We start from the raw sequence: 25117 nt of genomic DNA on the forward strand, positions 1-25117 counted from the left end.
TGGATAGTTTTTGGATCAATTGTAGGGATAATTATTTCAATAGGTGGACTATTGTGGACCTTAAGATTCAATTTGGAAGCATGGTTGTATAGTTCCTCATTTTTTATTCTTTTTGTAATATATTTAATTTGCTTTCGCCTAGTAATAAAATCAAAGAAATTAATAACTAAAAAAATATGTTTTTCTGTTCTCAACTCGTCTACTTCTTTATTAGGTACAATTTTCATAATTGCTTTTATAAACTATCTTATTTCTCTCAATGATAAGAAAATTAGTCTGATTATTTTTTATTTATAATTGGTTGTATTATAGTATATATTTTTATCAACCTTGGCAAAGATTATGCAAAAGAAAAAATCAACAAATAGCCGTTTTGTCAATAATTGTTCTTAATCCACCATACCTTAATTGACAAAATGGGGGTTTTGTCAATTAAGGTACGATTACTTAGTAATAATTATGGACAAAACGAAGTTTTGTTAATTTAGAAACGCAAAAAAGCCACTTCAGAGCATCAACGCTCCAAAGTGGCTTTTCTTCTATAATATTTTACTTAAAGGTTCCTAGTGGCTTATCGCCTTCACGGCAAACAAGGTAGCCATAGCTATCATTGCGTGGCTGTCTAATCCAGACATAGCCACCATGACGAGAATAAGCATCGTATTTAACTGTGGTACCTGCTGGTAAGGTGCTAATCAATTTGCTTTGTGGAGTAGCTCCCCATCTTAAATTGATGCTTGTACCAGTAGTAAAAGTACCTGTTTCTTTAGTCCATTTGTGACCTAAACTGTCTGTCCAAGTTTGAGGTGTTGGAGTAGCAGGTTGAGGTGCAACCGGCTTAGATGTTGGTACTGAAATAGCACTATCGCCCTTAGCAATTTTTTGCCAGCTTTCCTTATCAAGGTAGACCATACTTCTATCCATATCTCCACCAGTAAACTGCCATGCCGTCATAGCTTTATAAGGTGCAATACTGAAGCTTGCATTAGGAGTAGTCCATGAAGCCCAACTCATAGAAGCATACCAAGCTAACCAAAGCCCACAATTGTCAACGCAATTTGCTACTTGACTGAGTCCTGCTTGACCAGTGTAGACTAGTGGCCAAACCCCAGTTAGAGCATGGAATTTATCCACGAATCTTCTTACGTAAGTAGTGTTGCCCCAACTAGAGTTTTGATATTCTTCCCAGTCGACAGCGGGAACAGCCTCGCCGATGTAATTCTTTGCATTGTTGTAGAAGTATTGCGCTTCCGCTTCAGGATTACCACCGCCACAATAATGGTATACACCAAGGAGCTTACCTGCCTTCTTAGCCGCTTGATAGTCAGTATCACAATAAGGGTTTACATATCCTGTACCTTGAGTAGCCTTTACCATAGTAATATCAGTTCCTGCTTGCGTAGCGAAACTTCTAGGACTTCCGCTAAACACGTCTACCATTTTAAGCATCTTTGTTACCTCCTTGTTTATTTTTCATGTAGGCATATTGAACTGCTCCTTCAGCAGTATTTTTATCAGTTCCTTCTGGTGCTTTCATCATCACGTCAGCTACTGCATCTTTGAATTTATTAATCCCAGCCTTATCAGTAAAACGGCTTTGATTAGCAACTGCCCAATCAGCAAGTACACCAACATGTTTAATTTTCTCGGCCATGGTTGGGTCTGCTTTCTTTGCGTAGTGATAATAGGAAGAAATTGCACCTGCAATAGCAAATACGATTACTCCAACCCATGGGAGCCAATCATTAATCATTTGCATTTTCTTTTTCTCGCTTTCTAAGGTTGCTATTTTTAATTCTTAAAGTTTTATTTTTTTCTTCTAATTCTTCAATTTTATTTTTTAGTTCTTGGTTCTCTTTCTCAATTTCTTCATAGCCCTCTTCTGCATCCCTCCACCGCTGTCGATAAAGTTCTAAATCTTGCCGTAATTCTTCTTTATCTTCCTTAGTAGTATCATGTTTCTGCTTTTGAAAAGCAGAAAAAGCAGTTAATCCCCCGACTATGCTAGAAAGTAGAAGAGCAACTTGTTGAACGAAGTCCCGCCACTCTTGCATAGTTATCGCCTACTTTCTACGTTTAATCGTTGGACTACGTCTTGCACAATATTCAATTAATAGCAATGCCCCAAGCTGAAATATAGCAGCTACTACTAAACCAGGGACTTGAAATGCCAATGCATGACCTATTTCTAAAACGATAATCATGGTTAAATAAAAGGCACTTGCTCCAAGCAAAATTGTATTAGCAAGTTGATTAGTTCCACCTGCTAATACAAAAGCAAAGTAACAAGTACCTAAAATTATTGCAATTGCATCAATACGGTCATCATTAAAAATATCATGCCACTCAGGTGGCCAAAGGAAAAAACTATCTGTAACTAAAAGATAAAAACCAGTTAGAAGTAAAAGAAGTCCAATAATTAAATGAATAGGATTAGCATTAAGCCGTTGTCGTACTCTCTGAATTTCTTTCTTCATAATTTTCTCCTGTAATTCTCTTATATGCGTCTGAACCCACACAGCCCATTTTTACGAAGTTAGCAATATTTTTCTTCGTGTAAATTCCCATATCGTAGTATTTTTTATAAAAAAATTCAAAGCTTTTAGCTAAATCAAACATATTATTCTCCCTTCCGTGAGCTCATCAATGTACTCATCATCTGAATAATTTGCGCATTCTGCTCTGCATTGGCCTTATTGCTTTCTGTCAGTGTTTCTTGTAATCGAGTCATTTTCTGATATGCGTCTTCTGCACTGGCTTCTTCCCATCTAAACGTTTCCCAATTAAATTTCGGATGTTTAATTCCTTTTGGTTCTTCAATAATAAATGGTCTAACTGTATAGTCAAGTTTTGGAAAAGGAATAGCCACACAATCAAACTGATCATTTGATACGTAAACAATCTGATTATATAAAGGATTATCCTTCAAATATGTATTGGTAATTTTCTCTTTTGCTTCTTCAAGTGAAATATCTACACCCTTAGAATTCTGCACAATTGTTTCTTCTGCCATTTTATTCCTCCTAATTACTTAATTTTTCTTTGCAGTTCAGCAACTTCTCTTTTCAAATCTTTTATATCTGCTAAGGCATTATTATGGTCAATAATTGCGTTTAATATTCCTTGACTATTTGGAGTTCCATTCTCATCTGTAAATGTAATCCATGGGAAAATATTACTATTATCTATTGTTCTAATAGCAAATTGTCCCTGAACCCCAATAAATAACTGTTGTTTCCAGCCTTTCCATGCCTTTGGATTATTCAAAGTAATTATCTGACCAGAAGCTGTAAAATATCCACCCACATTAAAGTTATACACAGTCTGAATTCCTTGAGGTAGATTAGAAATAGTATTATCTGTTGGATTAGTTAAATAGTCTTTCGAGTAACCAACATAACTATCCAACTTCCCTTCAAATTCATTACGTAAACTAGGGATTTTAGAATTGGTTAATTGCTCAACTTGTTCAACTGTAGTTTCATCTGGTAGTTGTTGCCACTGCGTTAGTCGATAAATTGTACCAGAATTTTCTCCCATTATTCTTCTATAAATACTACCTTCAGCTGTCACCATAAACTGACTATATAACTTTGTAGAGTGATCGGATGCATTAATAGGTACATGTGGATCTGTTGTTATAATTAGGCCACTATAATGAACTTTTTGACCATCTACAGTTAATTCTGCATCATCTACCGGCTGCACTCCTGGATTAAGAAAATTAATTTCCGTTCCATCAAGGGTAGCCATATTGCTAGATAGTGTGACAGTATGATTATTAAGATGATTTATTTCATCGATATTGGCTTTATTCTTTAACTTATTATCAATCTCATTCTTAGTGTAGGTATCTATCTTATCAGCTTTATTAGTGTTGAGCTTAGAAATTTTATTGTCCTCTTCTTTAAGTAATTTTTCTATCTCTACTTTACTTAATGTTTCACCTTTGGTGTAGACATCATCAGGACTCACTTGTACAGAAACGTTATCTGTTCTTCCTACAACAAGGTATGCAATAAAATTAAACTTAAAAAGTGTATTATCGGTATACGCAGGAATAAATTCTGCATTCTTTGCTGTAACTATCGCATAAAGGAATTCTTTCCCATTTTCTTCCTGTGCATAAAATCCAATAGTTTTAACACTGTATCCTGTTTTTACTTCCCTATTATCAAAGGTAGCTCTAACTGCAATCGTTGAAGCTTGGTTAATATCAGTATCAGACACATCTTGTACTGATACAGTTTGTACAACATCTGCAATGGCTGTCATAGATTGTAATTCTTGAATATTCTTTTTTGTTAAATCGTCAAAAGATGAAACACCTTTTGTAAGTTTAAATTTTGCTTGTCCTTTATTAGCTCTTTTAGCTAAATCTAATCCCGCATCAGTAAGAATTGACTTATTATACTCTGACATTCTTTACCTCCTTAATTATTAAATTGGTCTTCATTAGCTAAAGCCATTCCATTAACTCTGACAACTGAACTTAATCCAACATTCAATCTTTCATTAATTGAACTTGTGGCAAGTTTTACTTTAATCTCATACAACATATTAGCTGGAAGATATATATTCAATAGTTTTCTTACTGTAATTAGTTGCGTGTCTGTAATATCATCTCTGTCAGCAACAATATTTACCTTTCGCTTACCATACTCAACGATTGCTGTAGCTTTGATATTCATAGTTCTTAGCAATTGGTTAAAATAAATTAATGTAATTGGCTTAGGAGGTAAAATATGCGTTAAGACCTCATTACGTCTTTCTTCTAATGTTTCTCCTTTTTGCGGAATAATCTGGTATTGACTTTCAAAGATGGAAATCCCTGTACTATCCGCTTGTGAAATAAATTGATTTAAAAGTTGCTGGTGATATAAATCTTCAAAACTTGCAAGACTAGATCCTTGAGCTTTTAGAAGCTCATCCATTTCATAAACCTTTTCATAGTAATCTGGTTTATATGCTAATAAGTCCGTCTTACGCATTGACTGTTACCTCCCCTAATATTGGCAATTGAGAAGTAGTTTCATTAAAAATCAAATTAATATCATTTTCTTTATCGTTAAGTTTAGGTAATTGTGCATTAGCAATACCATCTAAGTTCATTATTTTTGAAAGTATTTTCGAACGATAAATTGTTACCGCATATCCTCTTCCTATAACAGGATTGATGTTATCCCAGTCATTCCTTAATTCTTTAAAGTAGTCCTCGATGGTGCTTTGCACTGTGCTCCTTATCGTATTGATATTTGCATTAGGCGCAAGCATTATATCGATCATGACATTAACCTTTAAAAGAGTTGGTGTAACTACGGTAACTTTGTGGTCAATTGGTGCTAAACCAACTCCCATCCCACTTTGTTCAGCTGGATCAATAGTGTTTTTAACTTCATCTATCAAACCTTGACTAGCTGGCATCAAGTCATTATTAAGAATTACTAATTTGACTGTCCCTCCACCATTCCATACTGGATAGACTTGAACTGCTCCCACATCAGTGATTGAACTTGTCATCTTTACATAATCAGAAATATTTCCACCGTAAGAAATCCAATCTGAGGGGCTAAGAAGTCGTTCACGTAAATGTTCATCAGTTTCTTCATCTCTAGCAGGTGCTATAATCTCAGTAATTTCTGCCCACGATAAGGCATCGTTAGGAGTAATCGGTAGGATTTGACCTAAATACCCATTCGCTACACTCCCTGCATCTTCTGCACGTAAAACTAGACTTAAATCATCTTTTATCTGAATCACGGTATAAAAAATAGGACTATCGCCAATACTGGCGAATTGGTCCCCTACCTTTACGTTATCTAGTATTTTTTTATCTTCATTTTTTGCTATTGCTTTTACTTTAGCATTTGTAGCTGGGTATCTGTTAGTGCCATGCTCTACCGCTCGATAGTCCAGAAACTCACCTTGACTTGTTTGGGTATAGGTAAGCTTGATAATATTAGCTAATTGTAATGCCTGTTGTCCCATAACCTGTGCAGCTGGTGCTAGGGCATCCCAAATAATAGATCCTTCTCGTTTATCTATATCATCAGGCACTGTATCAAGCATTTTTTGTAAGAAATAGTTGCTATCTTTAGTTTGAATATCTCTAATTAATTCACTTGGCGTCACCTATTTGCACCTCACTTTCTATTGGAACTTCACCATAATTTGTAACACATGATCCTTCTATTAATAATGAAGTACTGTCTATCGGTTCAATTTTTGCGATTGTAACATCTGTCACTCTTGTATCAGCTAGAAGCGCTTCTTTAATCATTCGTTCAGACTCTGTTTTTGCATATCCAATATCTTTGCCAATAAGATCTTCCAAATCATTACCATACTGGTCAGTGTAAATTGGATAAACAAATCTTGATGTTAACAGGATTTTCTCAATAGCTTGCATCATTGCTGCATGTCCTGAAAATTTATTTCTAATTCTGCCATGGACAACTTGAAATGTAGTTGTTGGTTGTTCTTCTTCGTTATCCATTATTTATCGCTCCCTTTCAAAGAGATAAAAACGCTGACCACCATCGCCACGAATTAAAGAAACTTTATCTCCAGTATGCAAAGAATTATCCACGGTAATTTCAATATCACTCGTCATTTCAATATCTCCTTTTGCACTACCTTTCGTAACTTTGCCTTTGTTTGTAGCTTTACCTTTAAGCGTATAAGTACCAATATTTTTACCTAAGGTAATAAAATTACCATCTATTACCATAGTGTTAGATATTTGAACTTTAAGAGGACTAGCTGATACGACTGTTCCATAAATCAAGTCAGCATATTCACTATCGCTTCCGCCTCGTTGAGTCATTAGCTCATAGAGGCCCCTTCCAAGCTCTGCCATTTAGATCCCACCTTTACATCAAGACTACAAGTATAGTCATTTTCACTAAAATTATGAGTAGCTTTAATAATTGGGCAATTATGCCAAGTCATAGATAGGTCACTAATTGTCACATCAATTCCTGAACCAACTGTTAATCCTAAATCTCCTAAGCAATCAACTGATAAAGTTTTTTCAGATTGATTCAATTCTTTAAGCTTATCTTTTGCCTGTTGAACCATTTGAGCATAATTTGCTTTATTTTTAGCATTTTCTACTTTTTTTAAAGTTCCCCATTTTGAAACAGTATTGTTATCCCACGAACTCGCAATAGTGAAACTAGTTGTTTTTGGATCTTCTCCTGTAGAGATATTACTAGCATCCGCAGTGGCTGTCTTGCTTTGAGAACTACTATCGTTTTTTTGAACTACATAAACTAAATTTGCTGTATTATCAATACTTTCTGAAAAAGTAAAATCAGTCATTACCGTTCTTGAATCTACAACTAATCGCATACCACCATTATTTCTTGGTGCTATGCCAAGTTCTAAATGATTGTAGTTCATATATAAGAAGTGCATGTTTCCTGTTGCCGTATAAGTTTTATTTATAGCACTTTTAATCATGTCAAAGCCAGTTTTGCCATCACAAACTTCCGCTGGAACTGTATAGTTTGGAACTTCATTATATTTGACGTTATTAAAAGGCACATTGTCAAATCGACAAACTTGCTTAAATCTGTCCCAGACAGTCCCCGCCTGAAAGACAATAGATCCTTCACTTTTTAGGTATCTTTCATAGTCATAAGCAGTTACGCTTACTGTTTTATCAGCTTTAAATTCAGTTTTAAAAACAAATCCATAAAAAACATTTTTATGATCCCAAGCAAAATCTACCACTGCTCCCATTGCCGGAAGTACAGGAATGTCGTTTTGAACTAAATCAAACGTAAGAGTTCCTGCACTGTAATTCAGGTCAGTAACCCACTTTAGATTTTTTACCATGTCTTTTACATCATACTTTGGAGTCCCATTTGGTACTCGTGGAGAAATATCAAATTTGGTTATCATACTGGTCTCACTTCACTTTGTCGGACCCAGCCGCGGGGACCGCCTCCAACTAAAGCAACATGAATCGGGAATGCGCGACCTGGTGCCATATAAGTGATTTGTCTTCGAGCATTATGTTCAAAAACACCAGGTCCACTTCCATAGCTATCCAAGTGCAAACGACCATTACAAATAACAATTGAACCAATACCTAATTTTTTAGGTGGAGCAGGACGAGGTTTAGGAGGAATAGGTACTTTAATTTTCCTATATTTTGTTTCCCTGTACTCCTTTAAAGTCAATGAGTAAGTGTATTCGCCGTCGTATCCATTTTCAAATCCGTATTCAAACGAAGAAATTGTTGCGGTCATACTAATTGGTGTTGATCCAACGACTAATTGTACATGTCCTTTTCTTGCCCTAATCTCTTCAAACTTATTAATATAAAATTCAGGATTATTAAACCATCTTGATGTTAACCAAGGTACATAGTTTTTTGGAAAAGTACTGTCAATTTGAACTGATGACAATTTTTTGTTGCCAATATGATTGATTTCTCCAAGATTAATAACTGTTTCTGATTTATCATCAGTTTCCCATTTAAATTTTATTTCTTTGGGATTTATCGGTAATTCATAAGTTCGATTATCAATATAATCCGTAATATAAACTGCAAATCCATTTAATGCCATATTATGCACCTCCTAATGATTTGTTACGTTGTGCCATGATACTTTGCTCTAATCTTCTTAAAAGTGTATCAGCATCATATTGTACATCGCCTGTACTATTAATTTGAATAGCTCCTTTATCAATATTCACATTTGTGCTATTAGAATTACCACCATTTACAACAGAAGAGTGGTAACTTGATGGTGTAATGCTTTCAGCATTTAAAGAGCTTGTTCCAATACCTGTATTACCAGTGAGGCTTGCTCCTTGCCCAACTATACCGATATTTGCTTGAGACCCATCAATATTAGTAATTGCATCAGCAACATTATTAACAGCTCCAAGAGCACGTTGAAACCCTGTTGCTAATTCGTCTCCAGGACTAGAAACAGCAAAATCCATTCCCATTGTTGGATTCATAGTAGTAGCTGCATCTACAACACCTTGTGCCATAGAACCTGCCGCATTTGCTGCCTTGTTTGCATCATGATTTAATCCAATGATTAAACCTTGATCAAACCAACGCCCATATTGCTTCATTAATCTTGATGGAGAACCAATATGTAAAGCACCTTTAACAGCTCCAACAACTTTAGATGCAACGCTTTGAGCTGCACTCACTGCAGCTCCTACCATCGACTTAATACCATTAATTAAACCTTTAATCAGGTCAGCACCAGCTGATACCATTTGACCTGCCATATTTCTTGCAGCACTTACGGCTCTACTAATTCCACTTCGCACAGAACTAACAACATTATTCATAGCGCCTCTGATAGCTGACACCATCATTTGACCTGCAGCTATAAACATTGAAACCATGGCCATTGCTCCAACTCCTACCATCATTAAAGCGGAAGAAACCATCATTAGAGCAGCAGCCACAACCATTAATCCAACGGCTAATACCATAACTGCTACATCAAGCATCATGATTCCAACGGCTGCAATCATTGCAAAAACCATGATTAGCATTAAAGAAACACCTAGCATCATAATTCCTACTGCTGCAACCATGGCAAAGACCATTAATAGCATCAAGCCTACGCCCATCAGCATAAGACCTACTGCTGCAACTAGTGCGAATACACCTACAAGCATTATTCCAACACCCAGCATAATCATTCCTACTGCTGCAATAAGTACAAACACAGCAACTAATGCTAAACCAACACCCAGCAATAAAATTCCGACCGCAGCTACTAGGGCTGCAACTGCGACAAGCGTTAAACCTACTGCAAAGACAATTGCCCCCACACCAGCTATAGCTAATCCAATAGCCAATGCAACTAATGCCACTGCAAGAGCAATAATACCAATGGCTGCAACAACTGCACCAATTCCAAAGATAGCAATAGCAACAGCCAATGCAATAATTGCTAAGGCTGCCATAAGACCATATTGCGCAATTGTTGGTAATTGAGTTGCCAACAATGTCAAACCTACAGCTGCAATGGCGACTGCTAATACTACTAGAAGGATTCCTGCACCAAGAATAAAGAATCCAATTGCTCCAACTACAAGAGCTGGACCTAATGCAGAAACTAATACTGCTAATAAGGCAATTGCTATTCCAATTCCTAAAAGAACCGCAATAGCACCTCCTCCTGCGCTTGCTAATTTAATAGCAGCATTAGTGATTATTGTTAGCCCCGCTCCAACTAAAATTAATGCGGCTCCAAGGATAGCAAAACCAATAGCACCACCTATCATGCCTGCTCCTAAGGTTTTCACTAATACTGCTAATAGTGCAATCGCTGCAATCATTCCAAAGAACACTGCAATAGCTGCTCCACCAGCACTAGCTAATTTACTTGCTGCATCAGCCATCTGTTTGAAGCCAACTCCTGCTAATGCAACTCCTGCTCCCACAAACATTAAGGCAGCGCCTAACTTCATATAGGCACTAGCATTCTTAGCTATATTGCTTGATTTTTGCATCTTAGGTTCTTCTATTTCAGGAGTTTTAAGTTTCGGCATTTTTAGTTTTTTAAGTTTACCAAATGCATCGGCAACTCCACTTATACCTTTAGCAATACTTGTTGCTGCTTTCCACATTGCAAAAGCAACAGCTAATGCTGTAATAGCTGTTGCTAAAGCATTTAATGTTCCTGGATCAAGTTTATTTAATGCATTTAATCCTGCTACTACAGCACCTAATACTAGACCTTTAGTACCTGTTTTTAATACTGCAAAAGCGACTCCTAAAACTTGTAAAGTTGATGGGTCTATTTTTCCAATTGCAGTTGCCATTGAGCCAATAGCCTTAGCTATACCACTAATAGCACCTCCGCTTATTTTTCCCAATTGACTGAATAGCCCATTTTTACCTTTACCACTTATTTTTCCAAAGCTATCTCCTAAAGATTTAACCGCTTCACCTATCTTGCTAAACATTCCTTTAATCGATGAAAGTGCTCCACTTTCTTTAAATCCGCTAAACAAATCTTGAATTGCTTGTTTTGCAGTTTTAACAGCAGGAACTATATAAGAATTAATAACTTTAATTAATCCATCTGCCATTCCACTAAAATTGATATTTCCTAGTGAATCCGTAAGTTTTGACACTGCTTTAATACCATATTGACTAATTTTATCGAACGCCGGTTGCAAGCTATTCGCAAGCGTTTCTTTCAATCCATCGACAGCTTGTCCCACTGTCTTAAATTGTGTAGCCATTTTAGAGAAGTTCGCATTATTACCAGTTTTAGCTATTGCATCAAATAAATCCTGAGTTTTAACTTTTCCATCTTGTACATCCTTAATAAGTTGCTGAGTACTTTTACCCATTGATTTTGCCACAGCAGCAATACCAGCTGGGGTCTGTTCAAGCATCAGCTTAAAGTCTTGCCATTGTACTTTAGGCTTAGCAGCCATTTGGGTAGCTTGTTCTGATAAGGTCTTCATCGCTTGTTTGGGATTATTCGATGCTGCTGCTAATCCACCAAAGCCCTTAACCAATTGAGTAGTGTTTTTTGTTCCTACAGCAGCTAACTGAGCATAAGTAGAAGCCATATCTGAGGCACTATAAATTGTCTGTTGAGCAAATTGCTGCATTGACTTTTTAGCAGAAGCAATTTGAGCTGGTGATTTTCCTAATTGACGCATATTTCCATCAAATGTTTGCCATGAAGTGCTTGCTTCATTTAATTCATCAATCATTGAACGAATACCATTACCTGCTGCTCCCATAGCATTGGTAACGATTCCTCCAACAACATTAGCACCTAACATAGATTTAAAAAATCCATTACTACTTGATGTACCACTAGATAATTTAGTTTTTAAATGATCAAAACCGCTTTGTGATTTTTCAAGTCCACTTGATAACTTATTTAAGGCGCCACTAAATGCATCATTAATTTTTATAGTAGTAGTTATTGTTGACAATTATTTACCTCCTCTCTATTTTTTCTAGATAGCAAAAAGAGAAAGACCTTCTAAATATGCTTAGAATGTGCCTTTCTCTTTGCTTTTTTCTCTTCTTTTGCTTCATTTTTTTGGCGAACTTCGATAGATGCTATCACTAATGCTTTTTCTCTCATACTCATCTTTGCCCATTCGCTAGGCTTCCAATGGTATTCGTTTAACACGTAATGATAAACAGGAAAATCATCTATCGAGTTCTCAATTAGTTTTTTGCTTCTTCTACATCATCATCTAAAGATTCATTTAAACCAGATAAATCCATTACTTTTTCGGATAATTTGTTATATTCTCCAGCAGTAAGCATACGACCAAGAACTTTTTCAGGTTCTCCAAGCGCACCCCAAGACTTTTGTAATTCAGCATTACGTAAATCAGGAGAAACAACACTAGCCACAATTACTTCACTGGCAAACTTATTCTGGTCAGTTTGTTGTTCATACTGATGCGTCTTTTTATTCAAAACTCGTTTAGTCGCAAGTGATCTAATTTCAGTTACATCTTCACCACTTAATCCTTTAATCTTGAATGGTGACTTAAATCTCTTAAATTTAATTTCTTCTTCTTGATTAGCACTTTCAACGTTTTCTCTCAAAAAATCTGTTACATTAGTCATAATATTTTTTCCTCGTTCTTTCTATTCTAAGCCGTCAAAAGCTTGGATTACTTGGCTTCCTTCAAAAGTAAAGTCTGATTCCCATTCCATAACACCATCGTCTGCTTCAAAGTCCGCAATGTTGATGTCATCAAGGTTAACTTCAGTAAGCATAACTACTTGTTTACCAGTCTTTGATGTCTTATCTTCAATAGTCAAAGTGGCAGTGAAATATAAGTCAGAGCCGTCATTAACGTAAGGAATAGCCTTTTGAAGCCAAAGTGAGTTAACTAAGTAACCACCAAGTGTACCAGTGCCTTCAATAGAAGTAGTCTTCTTACGTTTAACATGTGAACCTAAGGTTTGAACATCTTCCTTGTTCTTTTCCCATTTTGCCGTGAACTTATTACATTCCATTACTTTGTAAACTTGTCCATCAATTTCTACTGTTAAAGTTGCATCTTTGGTAGAAATTGCATCTCTACCATTCATAAATTCTTGTACAGCCATTATATTCTAGCTCCTCTCTATCTCACTACTAATGTCATGTAAAGTTTTTCCATTGAATCAACTGGAATAACAGCAATATTAACCAAAATTGAATCACTATCATTACCTTTTTCAACAACAACATCAGCATTATCAAAACTTTGGATAATACCGTTTTGTTGAAGGTTAGATAAGTAAGCAATTCTATTAGCCTTAAACAAATCACGACCATTAGCGTCATTTCCAACCTTCCCTAAAAAGGTTTGTTCGAAAACATCCACAGAATTAGTGCAAATATCATCAATAGTTCTAATTACACGATTCTTACTAAATTCTTTTGGTCGATCAGCTGTGAACTTAGTTAGGGAATTAATATCCTGCTCAACTACTACTCTTTGTCCAGGGCGTGTTGTAAATACAATTTGACCTGCATTTAGAGCATTAATAGTCTTTTCATTATTAAGTTTTGGAGATGCTTCCATAGCATCTGAAACAGTGTAGTAAGTTAATGATGTACCAGCATCTGCAGAAGCACTTACTCCAGCAAAGAAGGCAGCAGCATTAGTAGTATCAATAATTCTTCCATCACTTTCGACGAATCCATTACCTACAACTGAAACACCTTCATAGTTATAGGTCGTAGTGCTATCGTCTCCAGGAACAACTGCACGAACTTTAATTCCCTCATCTTCTCTTAAACGCTTTACAGCTTCCACTAATAAAGCATGGATATTACTCTTAGTATCAATACCTCCAGTTGTAACAACGCTATAATTTTCATTTTCAAGGGCATCATTTAATAAATCTGTAACTTCTACTTTATTAGTGATACCATCTGATAATTTAATTGAAATTGCACTTGTAGGAAGAACTGGATTATCTACTGGAGTTGCAGTAACAAAATCATTAGAAAACTTTTCAATATCAGTTGCAGTAATTATACGTTGATCAACAATCGAAGCGCCAAATAAAGTAGTAACAGTAGCTTTTGTCGGCATTGCCCCATTTACAACAATCTCTGGCTCAATTGATACTGAAATATCATTGCCTTTAAGGCCTGGATAATTAGCAGTGAAATTAAAAGGACTATTTTCAGCTGTTCCTTTAGCCGCTTCTCCACCATTAGGGTTTAAAAAAAGCACTGTTTCAGCTCCCTTAAGAGCTTCTTTCAGTGCTAATAATTGTTCATTATCCAAATCTGTACCAAGCTTTGCTTTAAAATTAGATCCACTGGTTAGTGAAATTATTCCCTTTGCTCCCCAATCTAGAGATGCATCACTAATCATTAGTAATCTTCCAACGCTTGATTCACTAGTTGCATCACCAGTTCCTTTAACATTGACGTAAGCACCAGGTCGGCGCTTATTTTGTGCTTTCCATGTTCCAGCCATTTAAATACCTCCTTTAAAGTTTTTGATTGCTTTCTTAGCTTCATCAAGTGTATAGGTTTTACTATTATCTAAAACGATTTTTAAAATGTCACGCTCTGTAATAGTAAAAACACTACTATTCACAAGATTTTCTTTAGAATATTTTGGTGTGTCTAGTTTTATGTCAGGCTTTTTTGCTTTTGGCATTTAAATCCATCCTTTCTTGTAGAATATTATTATTTTGTTTTGCAGCTCGTATAAACACATCAAAGGTTAATATAACTGTCTTTTCATCTGTATTCTGAACTAGTTCTTTGTTCCTGATACTTGCATAATTTTTAATTTCAGTAAATGAATTTAGTAAACTCTCGCTAACTTTTTCAATCTGTACATTATTTTCTGCAAAAAAAACAATTTCATAACCGTATAAACGGTCTTGTATTTCATTTAGTCTTGGAGTTACTCGTGTTGTAGTACGAGCGATATAGAAGCTTGGAACGTTAAAACCACTAGCTTGATTTTCCGAGTAAATCGTATAATCAGGAAAAATATCCGCTATTTGATTTGCTATTCTTTCCGTTAAATCAATCATCAAATAAATCCCTCATTACTTTAGCAACTTCTGGATCTAATAATCTAGGTATTTGTCCTTCTATTTGACCCATTGATTTGTGCATAAAGAAATGTCCAGCTACCCATGATGCTTTTAAACGCTTATGAATAGCTGGAACATATCGTCCTGGGGTTTGTCTATGTCCCAATTCCACAAAAGAAGCATATTCAGCATTATTAGTCAGTCTAATAGTCCAACCGCCGGCTCCAAAACCAGGGCCATCTGCTGTCCACGATCGACGGAGATTTCCTTCATCAACAGGAGTATTACTTTTTAAAATTCTTAAGCTCTGTTCTCCAATACGCTTGGTTGACTTACTTATTTTTTGTTTTAATCCTCCTGAATTTATTTGTCCTTCTACTTTCTTTGCGAATTCTTGGAATTGAGCATCGTCTACCTCTCCTAAACTCATGCTTTTTCATCCCTTACCATAGCTAACTCTTGATGACTGTAATAACCTGTATATCCTCTACTCGAACGCTTGTATCTAACAGTGTTACCATTCTGATCAGTGACTACTATAACTGCCCCAGCTGGTATATTAATTCCATTACGAATAAGCAGTTTTGCATCGTATTGATCTGTATCAAAAAACGTTTGATTCCCAGCTTTTGTTGAATTAACAATTACTTTAGCAGGTTCATCTTCTACGATGGTTACTTCTTCGTTATTAGTAATTGCTCCATGTTTAACGGGCTTTGTACCAATAACTGTAACCTTATCCCTCCAAAGTAACGATATTGCCTGTTTTAGTCCTTCAAACATACTCATTAGAACTTAACTCGTCTGAAATTATTAAGAATGTTAACAAAATCATCACTAATTGTATTAATACCTCGTAATGAAGCATATATCTCTGAAACAGGCTTAAAGGAAACAGAGGTATCGCCCTCATTAAGGCTCTGTACGTCATTATTTCGCTCGTCAATTGGTTTTAACCATTTATGAGTATCAATAATTTGTACGCACAGACTAACAATTGTGCCATCTAATACCGGTGGTAGTTCTTCAATTGGAACATTCAGATAATTTGAAACGTCAAATATTACTTTTTCTAGCGTGAAGTTGATAACTGATCTGGTATATTCAGAATTTTCTTTTGGATTATCAGCATCTACGCCGATTAACAAGTTAACCTTTGATAAAACGTCATCATATCTTACAAAATCTTTCATATAACTCACTCCTATTTAATTAGAGCAAGCAATTCATCTTTTTTAGCGCTGTTATCGTAAGAAATACCATTAGCATCAAGATAATTCTTGATTTCAGCTACTGTATTAGCTGCTGTAGGCTTATCTTTACTTACTCGCATCTTTCTTTGCATCATCATTTGGAGTAGCTACCTTATCAGCGACTACAAATTCAATACCTGCTGACTTAGTTTGAAGTAAATTAACATCATCATAGGATTGTTCGTAGTAAACATAGTTACCAGAAGTTATAGCGGTAGGTGCATCAAATCCAACAAATGAATATTTTTCAGGTGCAACTTGAACACCATTGTAAATCAATAACATTTGAATTTGTTTAGCATCTGCAACTTCTTTAGACCCAATTTCAAAATCAAATTTAGTTTGCATTAAATTGCTTGGTACAACTTTAATAGTTACTTGATCTAAGCTATGAACAGTACGAGTAATATTACCAGGATCACTAATAACAATTTGACGATTCATAGCATCCGCACGCTTCAAAATTCCATTAACAACTGGATTTACATAAAGAATACGGTTGTTAGATGGAATAGATGCTTCATCAAAGTTAGTCATCATATCATCAAATGCTTGTAAGATATTCTTTTCATCTAAAGTATCAGTGTGAATACCTTTAGTGCCATCTAAATTTTGCTTTTCTAAAAACAAGTGTGAATACATGTAGCGGTCCTTTTCAGGCATCTTTTCAGTCAAATTAAACTGACGAGTGATGTTAGCAATTGAAACGACCATATTAGTTTCATCCACATCTGATGGATCTACCAAAGTTGACCAGTAACGTTCATTTTTCACTTCGTATGAATCCCAATCATTTGAATAGTTTGCGTGAGGCACTGTAATTTCTCGTCTCTTACGATCTTGACGTCCTTCGGTAATATTTAAACGTGGTAATTTGTAGTGCTTAGCACCATCCCACTTGATAAGTGCATTGCTTGGACTATTCCATAAGTCTGCTGAATATAAATGACCATCATAAAAAGCTGTTTGAATAGCTTGTTGATATGAGGTTGCGTAATTAATTAAATCTGGCATTATTTAGCTTCTCCTTTTTTAAATATATCAACCATTTGTTGAGTTGTGTCTACTGGCGCAGGCTCGCCATTAGTAGGCTTATAATCTTCTTTACTACCTTCATCAAATAAATATGGATCTGATTTCTTCATAGCTTCAACTTGTTCTTTTAGCCCTTGAACAGTACCATCTTCGTTCAACTTGATAGTATCGTTATCTAATAAAGCCTTAGCAGCCTTGGTATTTCTAACTTTGTTATGAGTCAAAAATTGTTCAATAGCACTATTAAGTTTCACTGCATGCAATTTGTTAGTAAGATTTTCAGTATCTTCCTTATACTTACTTTGAAGATCCTTGAATTGACCTGATAAGTCTTCATTATCCTTAACTTGTGACTGCAACTTTTTTAAATCCTTGTTACGTTCATCAATTTGTGACTTCAAAGACTTATTTTCTTCAGTAATTTCATTTAAATTGCTCTTAGCTTTTTCAATATCACTACCGTTTAAGTCCATAACTTTATTAATTTGTTCGTCATTAAGACCTAACTCTTTAAGGTTTTCTCTTTTCATATTGTCTGTTCCTTTCACACGTTTTTACGACTTCGCCTGTCATTAAGGCATAAAAAATAAGCCTTTTTACGACTTGCTTAGGTCAAAATAAAAAGCACTAACAATTATTAGTGCTATATTCCTTCAAAATCATCCCAATATTTATCCCACCAGCCTGGTTTTATCTTGACATTAGGGAATATTTCTTTACCGACTGCCTCATTAAAATCAGCCAAAACTTGTTCGCATCGTTCTTTGATATAAGCATCCACTTCACTTGGTGGCATCTCGCACTCAATTAGTTCTTTAGCAAATTTTTTCCGTTCCTCTAAGGCTTTTTGGTCTACTTTTTTTAGTTCTTCAGATGAATATTCCTCTGTAAAATCTCCTATTTGAGGCGGTCTATTGCCATGAGTTAAAAGATTTAAGATGTATTTAAGACGACCTACAGAATTACCTTTATCACCCACTAGGCAAATTAAATCATGACTAATTACTAAGTAATCATTAGTAGTTGGGAATTTTGCTATGACTTTAACCATCTAAAACCTCCTCTAACTTATACTTGATCTTTTTATTTTTTAGAAGTTTTTCTAAACTTTCAGTTAATTCATCTTTTGGAATAATTATATAATCAATATCTTTATAAGTTAAGTGTCCATGCAATTGTGCTTCATTATAATCGTATTGTTTATTTTTAATAAATTTATTTATATTATCATAGTTTTCATTTAACTCAAGATAAGGGTCTTTCCATAACTTACTTAAAAAAGTTCTACCTTGGTTAGACTTCATAAATTTTAAGTTTCGCAAATATGATTCATTAATAGTACCAATTTTAGACGGCTTAGCTAGCTTCTCTAATGGCATTCCTTTAATTCCTAGACTATCACCATGGTTATATGTTGTCCTGGATTTTATTGAGTCTTTGAAAATAATCTTACTACTTCCATACTGATTTAAATTTCTATTAAACGGCTCATCATCTCTACTATCCCACAAATAACCATATTTTTCGAAATCAATAGACTTATAATTATTAACTTCTTCCATTGGAATATTAAATAAATTAGCCGTAGCCTTCTTCCTACGAGCTGGATCAAATAGCCCACCACTTTTATGGGTTTCAAACTGATTTTTAAAGCCTGTATTGATAATGCTTTCTAAATCGCTTGTATTAACTCGCATTCTTACTTGTACAGTAGGTAAAGCTGAAATATCGGCAATTTTTTGAAGCTGTTTTTTTACATTTATTTTAACTAAGCGTTTAGTCTCTTCATCGGTATCATATTTATTAACATTTTTATTAATAAAATCATCAATACTTTTAGTAGTAAGGTGACGCAAAGTTTTAGGTAATGAATTAGTAAGGTGTTTATGAGCCGTAAATGTTAACTTAGGTTTGAACTCACTATCAACTTTAGGATTAAAAACATTTTGATAATTTTTCCATTGATCAAATGTCATATTTTTAATTAAATGACCTTTACCATTATCATCTCTCGCCCATCTTGTTTCTACATCAGGTAGGGCTGGATCATACGGTGTAGTGGTACATCTACAATAAGGATGGATCAATGGATAATTTATTCCTGTTTTTTGGTCCCTAACTTTAAATATTTTTACATCAAGATGACCACATTCAGTACAAGTACGTGATTCAAGCGTGGCCATATATTGATATTGTTCAATTTTGCTATCTTTATAAAAATCTAAGTTAGCTGTTTCTTGCGCATGACCCATTTCAGTAACTACTAATCTATGAATTTGATTTTCACTAAATTGCGTCATTCTTTGCCGCATCTCTTGAGTGATTTTACTATATGACTGTCCAAGTAAAGTGCCACGTAAGATAGCATCAGTAAGATAATCAGGTAAGACCTTAGTATAGTTTCTCCAAATACGTTTTGAAAAATCACTGCCTTGCCAAGGCCTACGAATTATATTCTCAACTTGCCGTTCGTTGAAGTGATTAATATTAATACTCAATTTTCCTTGTAACTTCTGCCGACTATATTCTGCCATCAAATAGCTTTCAGAATATTCTTTTGATAAAGCTGTTTGCATTCTAAGTACTTCACTAGCTGAATGTTTTTCTGCAAAAATAACCAGCTGATCATGCAAATCCTGTAATCTAGCTATCCGACTTCTAAAATATTCGGTATCAAGTTCTTTTTTATATCCACCTTTTTCAGCTTTAGCTTTAAATTCTTCTAATGTCATCCGCCAATGTCGGCTGTTAATAGTATTTAAAGCCTGTGCAGCATTTTTTAGAGATGTATTATTTTCTTGAGCGTACCTTGATATATAACCAAATGCTTCACACTCCATATCATTTTCAAGCTGCTTTAAACGATTTCGCATAGCCAACTCATAATCTGCAGCGCTTTGCAATTCTTGCTGTTTAGCAAAAATCATTCGCTTACGCCAATAACTATTCGTCTTCATCATCTACATCATCTTCTGAATCATCAGGCTTGTAATCAGAATCAGGAGCAAATGGATCACCATTTTTAGCATCTTCTTCTTGATACTTAAGTTCTTGTTGCCAGTCATCAACAATTGGATTAGCTTTTGCAATTGCTTCCTTGGAAGACCAATTTGCCACAGTTGATAACACTTGAGCTTGACTTAAAGAATCTTCAATCATGGTTCTTTGCCATGTCTGAATTACATTTGTACTCATTGCATTCGGGAGATTGAGATAAGTCATAATAGCTCTGACTAAATCGCTAATAGAATTTCTAAAATTAGCTTCAGTTGTTGAAGCTTTTAGCTCTAATGTTGAATAAAGCATCTTAATAGCTGTACCACTAGCATTAGTCGTATCAAACTTAGTTGGATCAATTCCTTGGCCTTGAACAAAAATATTATCTCTTGTGATATTTAAAACAGTATTTCGAGCTTCTGTTGGGATTTCGATTTGAAGTGTATCAATACCACTCTGGTCGCCATTACCACTGTTGTTGAACTTAACAGCTTTATATTCATTAAGATCTTTCATAAAGCTTCTCAGGTCTGTACCGCCATAATTTTTTAATACCAACACAACTTGTTGAATATCATCAATGTCATTTAAAAAGCCGTTATAAATATCATCGTAAGCATCAATTAAGCCCTTATACTTAAATAAATCAGGTTCTCTATATCTATTTTTTGGGAAAATAATAAAAGGAACTCGTCCAAATTTATGATGAAATACATTGCTTGCCCCAGTTTCATAACCAGCTGATACATCAAACGTAGTAATCCGATTATATGGTTCCAGTGTCTCTACATTTTCTGTATCCGGTGTTCTAAAAAACATAGCTTCTTGATCAGTCCAATATTCATGAACAATAAAATATTTTCCAGTATCAGAATCTAATTGTTTGTAACTCCTAAGTAATCCAATTAATTTTGAAGTTAACGTTGTATCAAAAATTGGTGTTACTTGATCAAATGGAACAACAGAATATCTAAAATTATTATCATCATCGAGCCAGTAATGTAAGCAACTATAACCACCTAAAGCAGCATCAACTACTAAATTATTTAAGGTTAGTGCAAATTGATCACCTAAAACATCTATTATTTGATTGTTAATTTTTTCATCCCCTACATCAATTTGAGGAACTTTGGTTGCCACATAGCTGGCCTCTTGATCTACAAGCAATTGATGAAAATTTTGAGGAACTCTATTATCTGCATGACGTAAAGGCTTGTCTTTACCTTCTTTATTAAGTCTAGACTTTCCATTATTACGGTTAGTAATATCAGTCTTGTTCTCATAATATCGCAGAGAAGTTTTGTATCTATTAACTCGCCGCTCTCTTAACGTAGCAGTATTTTTTATCAGATTTTGTAATACTTTTACGTCCACGGTACATAGCCTCCTTTATAGTGTTTGCTGTAAATTGCGTAACGCATCATATCCATTACATCATCATGTTCTTTAACTGGTTCCCCAGTTTTCTCATTCCAAATATATTGATAAACTTCATCGAGAAAATGTTCTATACCTTCTTCATTAACAAAAAACTTTCCTGTTTTCATTAATTTGGCCACAAATTCAATACCGGGAAGTACAGACTTATTAGCATTAATTGCATTGATGCCATTAGCTTGAAATTCACTTATATTATCAGGACGAGCACTATCACAATAGAAGACAATATCTTTTCCATATTGTTCCTGAATTTGATGTGCTACTTCTACCCAATGATTGATAAATTTATGTTTTCCTGTGAACTCTTTGATAAAGTATGTATTTCCTTTATCATCATCACCAAACAAGCCAATAGAATTAAGGTGTTCAAATCCCCAGTCCACACCAGCATAATAATGTAAGCCATCTGGTATTTCACTTTCAGTAATAAGCATCGTATCTTTATTAAAATCTTGATAAACAATACCTTCTCCGGTGACCCAAAGTCCTAAAATATCACGGTCATAAAACATCCCTTTTGGAGTTTGTGCTTTGAAAGATTTAACATATTCAGGATCTAAAAAAGTATTATCATCAATTGTAAAATTAAAACACTTTATTTTTGCAGCCGGATCGTGATTATCAATATAACGAGTTTTAAGCCAATGAGTAGGGATGTCAGGGTTTGTGTCGCAGATTACCCGTGAATCAGGTTCTGAACAACGAGAAACAATTTCTTGAAAAACATCATATACTGCAAGTGATGCTTCATTAACATAAGCTCCATAGGAAGTCATACCACGTATTGCAGCTAAGCCTCGAATTGAGCCAGTATAAGCAGGTACTATATCAACTCCGAATAGATGATAATGTCCATGCCGGTCAATCTTAATATCAATTCCAAATTGAGTAGCAATTGAACTAATAACATTACTGTAAATCGAGTTAGAACTATAACCAGCCAAAATATATTGTGGGTGTGGATCATTGCGTTCTTTTGCAAGCTTTGCAACCCTTTTAATTTCATAAAAGAAAATATAATTATTAGATACTGTTTTTCCTGCTCTTTTTGCACCAGCAAGTATCATCGTTTTCCAATCGTCATTAAAGTATGAGTAAAGTACTTCTTCCTGTTTTTTAGTCAGTATTTTCTTCATTCTCATCTTCAATTACTCCTGCGTTAACTTTGTCTAGTAAGTCATTCAATACACGATTATCTTCATTAGTTAATTGTTTCATTGCCTTAACTCGCTCTTCACTGTATTCTGCATCTGCATTAGCTTTACGAAGTTGTGCTTTGCCTAGTGGATCATCTGGATATCTTTTAAGTATCTCTTTAGCAGCTGAAATTCTATCTTTCGCTGTAACTGGAACATCGTCATAGACGCCCTTAGCAGTCGTTACAGACTCCGTTTGCTCTCCCCGCATAACTGATGATAAATACTCTAAAACCTCTCTAGCCCCTGCTATCTTTTCCGATTCAAGCTTTTTCATCTGCTTTTCTATATAAGCTTTTAATTCAGGTTTTTTCAGGTTTTCATTTCCAATCGAGTAAGCAGTTTTAGGAGAATAGCCAGCCTTTATTGCGGCTTCTTTGGCATTTCCGCATTTGATATACTCGTCACAAAATTTCTGCTGTTTAATCGTCAACTTATTCAACCCATTTCTCCACCACCTTTCAGAGCAAGCAAAAAGACCTAACCAATTAGGTCAGGCCTTTCATACAATTTTTTCACTATAACAAATATACACTATTTAAGTACGAACGAAGTTCGGTAAAATTCCGGTTAAAGTTCGGTTTTGTAAACATGTAAATCTACACAAGGGATGCATCCATAATGTTGTTGATAATAATCAAAACTATCAGCAAACTGGATTAATGCTTGTCTTCGAAGAATACTAAGTTGAGTATGTTCACGATAGATACGTTGCTGAACTAAAGTCCAACTTTCGTGTTTTATATACAAGCCAATTAATATCGTTCTACTAGTTTCAGGCAAATTAACTATTGTATGATGAATAGCTTGTACTTCCCTTGCAGCATCTAACCCCCGAATAATAGCTGCTTCTTGACTATTTACTCCATTCCTATGACTAGGGGCTTCACTTAAAACAGGTGAGGATAAATCTGTTAAGCTTCTACCAGACATCAATATTAATTTTTCTAGATCTTTCTTAAGGAATTTATCTACTCTGTTTGCTGTTTTATTAATATCAATCTCTGGAAATAATTCCACTGAAAATCCTCCTATACTTCATCTCTTACACAATTCATTCTCTACCTCTATTTTAACAATTTCCTACTATATGTTGTATTGCAATGTAATCCGCATCATTATGTGGCGTACTAGCTATCGAACCATATTTTTTTTCTATTTTGTGTAAATGAGAATAAAAGTTAGCATCTAATTTGAAAGAAGTTTTACGATATGAGTTATCCCATTTTAAATTTCTAGCTTTATTATTTGTAATATCACCATCTAAATGAATAACAGTTTTAAAGTTATTAGGATTTGGAACAAAATATGTAGCTACTAGTCTATGAACTAGATGAGAATGTCTAATTTTTTTAGAATCAAATAAAGCAACTCTATGTTCACCAAGTCTGTTAATTTGCTGCTTAAGAATTTTCATTTTATTATTCATTACCAAACCAGTATTTGAGATTAGATATTTTCCATCATATCCATCTATCTTTTTCCACTTAATCGGCAAATCCATATCCTACCAACTCCTCATTTACAATTTTTAAAGCATCATCAACTGAACGTGCAATACCATGAATTGTATTAGTTTGCATCAAGTGTTTATGAAAACGTATTTGGTCTTCCCGTGGTCTACCTTTATCGTCTTTCATTTCAATAAAGAAAATTTTATGGTTTGAATGTTTATAGCCAAAAATATCTGGAAACCCATTGGGTAAACCTGTTCTAAACATTCTTAGAAACTTTCCTGAACTATCGCGTAAGGGTACTTGACCAACATTAGCACGAAATACATCACACCCATTAGCCGATAATGCTGCTAATACTTGATTTTGAATATAATGTTCACTAGTCATTTACTTCGGTCACCATCGTAATATATTTCGGATTAACTAGAATTAATCCTCCAGTATTTTTTTCTTTAATAAGTTGAATATCAGTCGTTGACATTCTTTGCATCCAGAAATTTAAATCACCATCATTAGTTTCGATCACATCTCCAGTAATCGTTTCAATTTTAATCATCATGAACACCCTCTTTAATACATTTCTCTACGATTTCTGTTGCTTTATCTACTAACTTCTTCCATCTATCAGAAGGCTCAATATAAGATAATTCATATTCCTTATCATAGATTTCTAGAATTAGTTTCTGTAAATATTGCTTATTCATG

General features: G+C 34.8%; 34 protein-coding genes and 1 pseudogene. All 35 read right to left on the minus strand.

Going from position 1 to position 25117, the window contains the following annotated elements:
- Positions 1–549: 549 nt before the first annotated feature.
- Entirely contained in the window at positions 550–1449 is a 900-nt protein-coding gene (locus FP432_RS04000) for a GH25 family lysozyme (RefSeq protein ID WP_265489562.1), read from the minus strand.
- Entirely contained in the window at positions 1442–1759 is a 318-nt protein-coding gene (locus FP432_RS04005) for a hypothetical protein (protein WP_265489563.1), read from the minus strand. The genes FP432_RS04000 and FP432_RS04005 overlap by 8 nt, the downstream gene beginning before the upstream one ends.
- A gap of 81 nt (positions 1760–1840) precedes the next feature.
- On the minus strand, positions 1841–1888 hold the full coding sequence (locus tag FP432_RS08010; RefSeq protein WP_416202888.1) for a hypothetical protein: 48 nt from the start codon (positions 1886–1888) through the stop codon (positions 1841–1843).
- Positions 1889–2063: 175 nt separating this feature from the next.
- Entirely contained in the window at positions 2064–2477 is a 414-nt protein-coding gene (locus FP432_RS04015) for a hypothetical protein (RefSeq protein WP_265489565.1), read from the minus strand.
- Positions 2440–2619, minus strand: a complete 180-nt coding sequence (locus FP432_RS04020) for an XkdX family protein (protein ID WP_265489566.1) — start codon at positions 2617–2619, stop codon at positions 2440–2442. The genes FP432_RS04015 and FP432_RS04020 overlap by 38 nt, the downstream gene beginning before the upstream one ends.
- A gap of 1 nt (position 2620) precedes the next feature.
- Complete coding sequence (locus FP432_RS04025; protein ID WP_265489567.1) at positions 2621–3013, minus strand: hypothetical protein; 393 nt, start codon at positions 3011–3013, stop codon at positions 2621–2623.
- A 14-nt stretch (positions 3014–3027) separates the two neighbouring features.
- Positions 3028–4422 carry a hypothetical protein gene (locus FP432_RS04030; RefSeq protein WP_265489568.1) on the minus strand — a complete coding sequence of 465 codons (1395 nt, stop codon included), beginning with the start codon at positions 4420–4422 and terminating at the stop codon, positions 3028–3030.
- 11 nt (positions 4423–4433) lie between these two features.
- The gene (locus FP432_RS04035) at positions 4434–4991 is read right to left on the minus strand and encodes a putative phage tail protein (protein ID WP_265488045.1); all 558 of its coding nucleotides are present in this window, start codon (positions 4989–4991) and stop codon (positions 4434–4436) included.
- Positions 4984–6132, minus strand: coding sequence for a baseplate J/gp47 family protein (locus tag FP432_RS04040; RefSeq protein ID WP_265488046.1), 1149 nt, complete (start codon positions 6130–6132; stop codon positions 4984–4986). Before FP432_RS04040 ends, FP432_RS04035 begins: the two co-directional genes overlap by 8 nt.
- Positions 6119–6496 carry a DUF2634 domain-containing protein gene (locus FP432_RS04045; protein ID WP_265488047.1) on the minus strand — a complete coding sequence of 126 codons (378 nt, stop codon included), beginning with the start codon at positions 6494–6496 and terminating at the stop codon, positions 6119–6121. Before FP432_RS04045 ends, FP432_RS04040 begins: the two co-directional genes overlap by 14 nt.
- Before the next feature lie 3 nt (positions 6497–6499).
- The gene (locus FP432_RS04050) at positions 6500–6859 is read right to left on the minus strand and encodes a DUF2577 domain-containing protein (RefSeq protein ID WP_265488048.1); all 360 of its coding nucleotides are present in this window, start codon (positions 6857–6859) and stop codon (positions 6500–6502) included.
- Positions 6826–7908, minus strand: coding sequence for a late control protein D (locus tag FP432_RS04055; RefSeq protein WP_265488049.1), 1083 nt, complete (start codon positions 7906–7908; stop codon positions 6826–6828). Before FP432_RS04055 ends, FP432_RS04050 begins: the two co-directional genes overlap by 34 nt.
- Entirely contained in the window at positions 7905–8579 is a 675-nt protein-coding gene (locus tag FP432_RS04060; protein WP_265488050.1) for a hypothetical protein, read from the minus strand. Before FP432_RS04060 ends, FP432_RS04055 begins: the two co-directional genes overlap by 4 nt.
- Before the next feature lies 1 nt (position 8580).
- Positions 8581–11949, minus strand: coding sequence for a tape measure protein (locus FP432_RS04065; RefSeq protein ID WP_265488051.1), 3369 nt, complete (start codon positions 11947–11949; stop codon positions 8581–8583).
- Between the two features lie 241 nt (positions 11950–12190).
- Positions 12191–12601 carry a phage tail assembly chaperone gene (locus tag FP432_RS04070; protein WP_265488052.1) on the minus strand — a complete coding sequence of 137 codons (411 nt, stop codon included), beginning with the start codon at positions 12599–12601 and terminating at the stop codon, positions 12191–12193.
- Positions 12602–12622: 21 nt separating this feature from the next.
- Positions 12623–13093, minus strand: coding sequence for a phage tail tube protein (locus FP432_RS04075; RefSeq protein WP_265489603.1), 471 nt, complete (start codon positions 13091–13093; stop codon positions 12623–12625).
- A gap of 14 nt (positions 13094–13107) precedes the next feature.
- A complete protein-coding gene (locus FP432_RS04080) occupies positions 13108–14460 on the minus strand; it encodes a phage tail sheath family protein (RefSeq protein WP_265488053.1) in 1353 nt (450 codons plus the stop codon).
- Complete coding sequence (locus FP432_RS04085) at positions 14461–14646, minus strand: hypothetical protein (RefSeq protein WP_265488054.1); 186 nt, start codon at positions 14644–14646, stop codon at positions 14461–14463.
- The gene (locus tag FP432_RS04090) at positions 14624–15031 is read right to left on the minus strand and encodes a phage tail terminator family protein (protein WP_265488055.1); all 408 of its coding nucleotides are present in this window, start codon (positions 15029–15031) and stop codon (positions 14624–14626) included. The genes FP432_RS04085 and FP432_RS04090 overlap by 23 nt, the downstream gene beginning before the upstream one ends.
- Entirely contained in the window at positions 15024–15464 is a 441-nt protein-coding gene (locus FP432_RS04095; RefSeq protein ID WP_265488056.1) for an HK97 gp10 family phage protein, read from the minus strand. Before FP432_RS04095 ends, FP432_RS04090 begins: the two co-directional genes overlap by 8 nt.
- Positions 15461–15823 carry a hypothetical protein gene (locus tag FP432_RS04100; protein WP_265488057.1) on the minus strand — a complete coding sequence of 121 codons (363 nt, stop codon included), beginning with the start codon at positions 15821–15823 and terminating at the stop codon, positions 15461–15463. The genes FP432_RS04095 and FP432_RS04100 overlap by 4 nt, the downstream gene beginning before the upstream one ends.
- On the minus strand, positions 15823–16227 hold the full coding sequence (locus FP432_RS04105; protein ID WP_265488058.1) for a hypothetical protein: 405 nt from the start codon (positions 16225–16227) through the stop codon (positions 15823–15825). Before FP432_RS04105 ends, FP432_RS04100 begins: the two co-directional genes overlap by 1 nt.
- Positions 16228–16238: 11 nt before the next feature.
- Positions 16239–16358 (minus strand): annotated as a pseudogene (locus FP432_RS04110) (HeH/LEM domain-containing protein); the annotation flags it as partial.
- Entirely contained in the window at positions 16354–17301 is a 948-nt protein-coding gene (locus FP432_RS04115; protein WP_265488059.1) for a capsid protein, read from the minus strand. The gene FP432_RS04115 and the pseudogene FP432_RS04110, both read right to left, overlap by 5 nt.
- Positions 17301–17852 carry a phage scaffolding protein gene (locus FP432_RS04120; RefSeq protein WP_265488061.1) on the minus strand — a complete coding sequence of 184 codons (552 nt, stop codon included), beginning with the start codon at positions 17850–17852 and terminating at the stop codon, positions 17301–17303. Before FP432_RS04120 ends, FP432_RS04115 begins: the two co-directional genes overlap by 1 nt.
- Before the next feature lie 113 nt (positions 17853–17965).
- Complete coding sequence (locus tag FP432_RS04125; protein WP_265488062.1) at positions 17966–18373, minus strand: hypothetical protein; 408 nt, start codon at positions 18371–18373, stop codon at positions 17966–17968.
- On the minus strand, positions 18366–20282 hold the full coding sequence (locus FP432_RS04130; protein WP_265488063.1) for a minor capsid protein: 1917 nt from the start codon (positions 20280–20282) through the stop codon (positions 18366–18368). Before FP432_RS04130 ends, FP432_RS04125 begins: the two co-directional genes overlap by 8 nt.
- Positions 20266–21693 (minus strand): phage portal protein, encoded by a 1428-nt coding sequence (locus tag FP432_RS04135; protein WP_265488065.1) that lies wholly within the window; start codon positions 21691–21693, stop codon positions 20266–20268. The genes FP432_RS04130 and FP432_RS04135 overlap by 17 nt, the downstream gene beginning before the upstream one ends.
- Positions 21684–22901, minus strand: a complete 1218-nt coding sequence (locus tag FP432_RS04140) for a PBSX family phage terminase large subunit (RefSeq protein WP_265488066.1) — start codon at positions 22899–22901, stop codon at positions 21684–21686. The genes FP432_RS04135 and FP432_RS04140 overlap by 10 nt, the downstream gene beginning before the upstream one ends.
- Positions 22876–23397 carry a terminase small subunit gene (locus FP432_RS04145; RefSeq protein ID WP_265488067.1) on the minus strand — a complete coding sequence of 174 codons (522 nt, stop codon included), beginning with the start codon at positions 23395–23397 and terminating at the stop codon, positions 22876–22878. The genes FP432_RS04140 and FP432_RS04145 overlap by 26 nt, the downstream gene beginning before the upstream one ends.
- A gap of 128 nt (positions 23398–23525) precedes the next feature.
- Entirely contained in the window at positions 23526–23975 is a 450-nt protein-coding gene (locus FP432_RS04150; RefSeq protein WP_265488068.1) for an ArpU family phage packaging/lysis transcriptional regulator, read from the minus strand.
- Positions 23976–24027: 52 nt separating this feature from the next.
- Positions 24028–24459 (minus strand): NUMOD4 domain-containing protein, encoded by a 432-nt coding sequence (locus FP432_RS04155; RefSeq protein WP_265488069.1) that lies wholly within the window; start codon positions 24457–24459, stop codon positions 24028–24030.
- Positions 24443–24799 (minus strand): VRR-NUC domain-containing protein, encoded by a 357-nt coding sequence (locus FP432_RS04160; protein WP_265488070.1) that lies wholly within the window; start codon positions 24797–24799, stop codon positions 24443–24445. The genes FP432_RS04155 and FP432_RS04160 overlap by 17 nt, the downstream gene beginning before the upstream one ends.
- Positions 24792–24971 (minus strand): hypothetical protein, encoded by a 180-nt coding sequence (locus tag FP432_RS04165; RefSeq protein ID WP_265488071.1) that lies wholly within the window; start codon positions 24969–24971, stop codon positions 24792–24794. Before FP432_RS04165 ends, FP432_RS04160 begins: the two co-directional genes overlap by 8 nt.
- The gene (locus FP432_RS04170) at positions 24961–25116 is read right to left on the minus strand and encodes a hypothetical protein (protein WP_265488072.1); all 156 of its coding nucleotides are present in this window, start codon (positions 25114–25116) and stop codon (positions 24961–24963) included. Before FP432_RS04170 ends, FP432_RS04165 begins: the two co-directional genes overlap by 11 nt.
- Position 25117: the final 1 nt, after the last annotated feature.

Origin of the sequence: Lactobacillus sp. PV034 (assembly GCF_014522305.1) — a bacterium.
Lineage (GTDB): Bacteria > Bacillota > Bacilli > Lactobacillales > Lactobacillaceae > Lactobacillus.